The 3253-nt window shown below is 64.2% G+C and carries 3 protein-coding genes; all 3 read right to left on the reverse strand.

Going from position 1 to position 3253, the window contains the following annotated elements; all coding sequences use genetic code 11:
- Positions 1 to 1306 (reverse strand): aspartate aminotransferase family protein (locus EN750_RS25455; RefSeq protein ID WP_145967904.1); only part of this gene is annotated, 1306 nt, incomplete at its 3' end.
- 38 nt (positions 1307 to 1344) lie between these two features.
- Entirely contained in the window at positions 1345 to 2838 is a 1494-nt protein-coding gene (locus EN750_RS25460) for an NAD-dependent succinate-semialdehyde dehydrogenase (protein ID WP_127398184.1), read from the reverse strand.
- A 130-nt stretch (positions 2839 to 2968) separates the two neighbouring features.
- The coding region (locus EN750_RS25465; RefSeq protein ID WP_145967905.1) for an Lrp/AsnC ligand binding domain-containing protein at positions 2969 to 3253 on the reverse strand (285 nt) is incomplete at its 5' end.

Below are 3253 nucleotides of genomic sequence, written 5' to 3' on the forward strand. Positions count from 1 at the left end.
GGCAGAGCGGCGGCGCGAAGCCGAGAATATCGCCCTGCGGCATGGCGCGGCCGATGACGCCGCTTGCGGCAAGTGCCGTCGCCACCTGCGGCCCGATCTTGAGCGAGGCGTCGAAGAACACCCGGTCGTCCTTGTCGGCAACGAATTCCACCGCCGCCAGCATGCCGTCGCCGCGGACGTCCCCGACATTCGTGTGGCCGCCGACTGCCTTGGCCAACTCGGCGCGGAAATAGGCGCCGGTCTCCTTGGCATTTGTCACCAGGTCCATCTCGTCGATCAGTTCGAGATTGGCGACGCCGGCGGCGACGCAGATCGGATGCGCCGAATAGGTCCAGCCATGACCGAGCGAACCGAGCTTGTCGGAACCCTCAACCAGCACCTGCCACATCTTGTCGGCGACGATGACGCCCGACAGCGGGGCATAGGCCGAGGTCAGGCCCTTGGCGATGGTGATCAGGTCGGGCTTGATGCCGTAATGGTCGGAGCCGAACATGGTGCCCAGACGGCCGAAGCCCGTCACCACCTCGTCGGCGACCAGAAGCACGTCGTACTTCTTCAACACCGCCTGGATCTTTTCCCAGTAGAAGGCCGGCGGCGGCACGATGCCGCCGGTGCCGAGGATCGGCTCGCCGATGAAGGCCGCGACGGTTTCCGGACCCTCAGCCAGGATCATCTCCTCGAGCTTGTCGGCGCAATGCTGAGAAAATTGCTCCTCGCTCATCGAGCGGTCGGCACGGCGGAAGTAGTAGGGTGCCTCGGTGTGCAGGATCGGCGCGCGCGGCAGGTCGAAGGCGTTGTGGAACAGGTCGAGCCCGGTCAGCGATCCAGTCATCACGCCCGAGCCGTGATAGCCGCGCCAGCGCGAAATGATCTTCTTCTTCTCCGGCCGGCCGAGCACGTTGTTGTAGTACCAGATCAGCTTGATGTTGGTTTCGTTGGCATCGGAACCGGAGAGGCCGAAATAGACCCGCGACATGCCCTGCGGCGCGCGGTCGATGATCATCTTGGCCAGCGTGATCGAGGCCTCGGTGCCGTGGCCGACATAGGCGTGGTAGTAAGCGAGGTTCTTCGCCTGGTTGGCGATGGCGTCAGCGATCTTCTGGCGGCCGTAGCCGACATTGACGCAATAGAGCCCGGCAAAGGCATCGAGGCTCTTCCTGCCATTGTTGTCCCAGACGGTGACGCCTTCACCGCCGGCCATGATGCGCGTCGGGCTCTCGCCCCGCGCATGCGTGCCCATATGGGTCGAGGGGTGGAAGAAGTGGTCGCGATCCCAGGCGGCGAGTTCGTTGGACTGGTCGAGCATTCTTTTGACTCCTGACAAAACGGTGATTCCGGCGCAGCTTAAGCTACATCGAGGCAGAGATATTTGAGATCGGTGAAAGCCTCGAGTCCGTGGCGCGAGCCTTCGCGCCCGATGCCCGATTGCTTGACGCCGCCGAACGGAATCGGCGCGCCGGTGATCTTGACGCGGTTGATGGCGACCATACCGTAATCGAGGGCGCGGCCCATACGCTGCTGCCGGCCACCATTCTCGGTCACGACATAGGCAACGAGGCCATATTCGGTAGCGTTGGCGCGGGCGATCACCTCGTCCTCGCTGTCGAAAGCCGTCACGGCGGCGACCGGACCGAAAGTCTCCTCGCGCATGATCAGCGCTTCATCGGTGACATCGGCCAGCAGCGTCGGCTGATAGAACAGGGGGCCAGCCTGGTGCCGCTTGCCGCCGGTGAGGCAGCGCGCGCCATGGGTCAGCGCATCGGTGACCTGCTCTTCGACCTTCTTGATCGCGCGCTCATGCATCAGCGGGCCGATGTCGGTGCCATCTGCAAGGCCATTGCCGGTTCGCAGCGCCTCGATGCGCGCGGTGAACGCGGCGCAGAAGCGATCGTAGATCGGACGCTGAACATAGATACGGTTGGCGGCGAGGCAGTCCTGGCCCGACGTGGCGAATTTGGCGTCGATGGCGATATCAACCGCCTTGTCCAGATCGGCATCCGCAAAGACGATCAGCGGGGCATGGCCGCCAAGCTCCATCACCAGCCGTTTCATGGTCGGCGCGCTTTGCGCGGCGATCAGCCGGCCGATCTCGGTCGAGCCGGTAAAGCTCATGGCGCGAACGCGCGGGTCTTCGCACATCCGCCCGACGATGGTCGAAGCCTTGCCGGTGATGACGTTGAAGACGCCAGCGGGCAAGCCGGCGCGTTCGCCGAGCTCGGCCAGCGCCAGCGCCGACAGCGGCGTTTCCGAGGACGGATGCGCAACGATGGTGCAGCCGGCGGCAAGGGCTGCCGCCGCCTTGCGGGTCAGCATCGCCGACGGAAAATTCCACGGCGTGACGACGCCGACGACACCGAGCGGCTCGCGCCGAACCATCATTTCGGCGTTCGGCAGATGGCTGGTGACGCTCTCGGCATTCAAGCGTTTTGCTTCTTCGGCATACCATTCGACGAAGGAAGCGGCATAGTCGATTTCGCCCAGCGACTCCTGCAGCGGCTTGCCCTGTTCCAGCGTCATCAGCAGAGCGAGGTCTTGCTTTGCAGCGATGATCAACTCGAACCATTTCCGCAGGATTTTCGAGCGCTCCTGCGGCAACAGCGCCCGCCACGCCGGGAAGGCGCGCGCGGCGACATCGATCGCCTTCGTCGTCTGCCGGCCGTCGAGCGCGGCGACGAAAGCGACTGTGGTGCCGGTGGCCGGGCCGGTGACTTCGAAGCTTTCGGCGGCCTCGCTCGCGGTCCAGTGGCCATCGACATAGGCGAGTTCACGCAGCAGCCGGCGGTCGGTCAGGCGGTCGAGCGCTTCATGGCGATGCGAGCGGGCGAAATGCGCGGACATGGTCGAGACCTCCCGGTTCGGACTGATACGGGAAGACTATCCGCCCGATGCAGATAGAGAGGCTGTTTGGATGCCTTGAAGTAGAGAGACTCTCTCTATTGCGTCGCCTCGGCAGACGATCTCTCCGGCCTTAAGCCGACGCCGGCAGCAGGTCGGCTATAGGCAGCGCGATCTCGTCCTTCACCGTCTTGATGACGATGTAGGTGAAGTACCGATCGATGCCGATTTCGCGGTCGAGCAAGCCGTCGACCAGCCGCTGATAGGCGTCGATGTCGCGCGCCATCACCTTCAGCACATAGTCGACGCCGCCGCCCACCGACCAGCAGGCGACGATCTCTGGGATGTCTCGGATGACGCGCTCGAAGCGGTCGAAATCGGCCTGGCGGTGGTTGGCCAGCGTCACCTCCATCAGCAC

Source organism: Mesorhizobium sp. M7A.F.Ca.ET.027.03.2.1, assembly GCF_003999175.1.
GTDB lineage: Bacteria > Pseudomonadota > Alphaproteobacteria > Rhizobiales > Rhizobiaceae > Mesorhizobium.

Bases quoted from the DNA above. Each gene is read 5' to 3' on its own strand.
- EN750_RS25460 (WP_127398184.1), bottom strand. From the start codon at position 2,838: ATGTCCGCGCATTTCGCCCGCTCGCATCGCCATGAAGCGCTCGACCGC.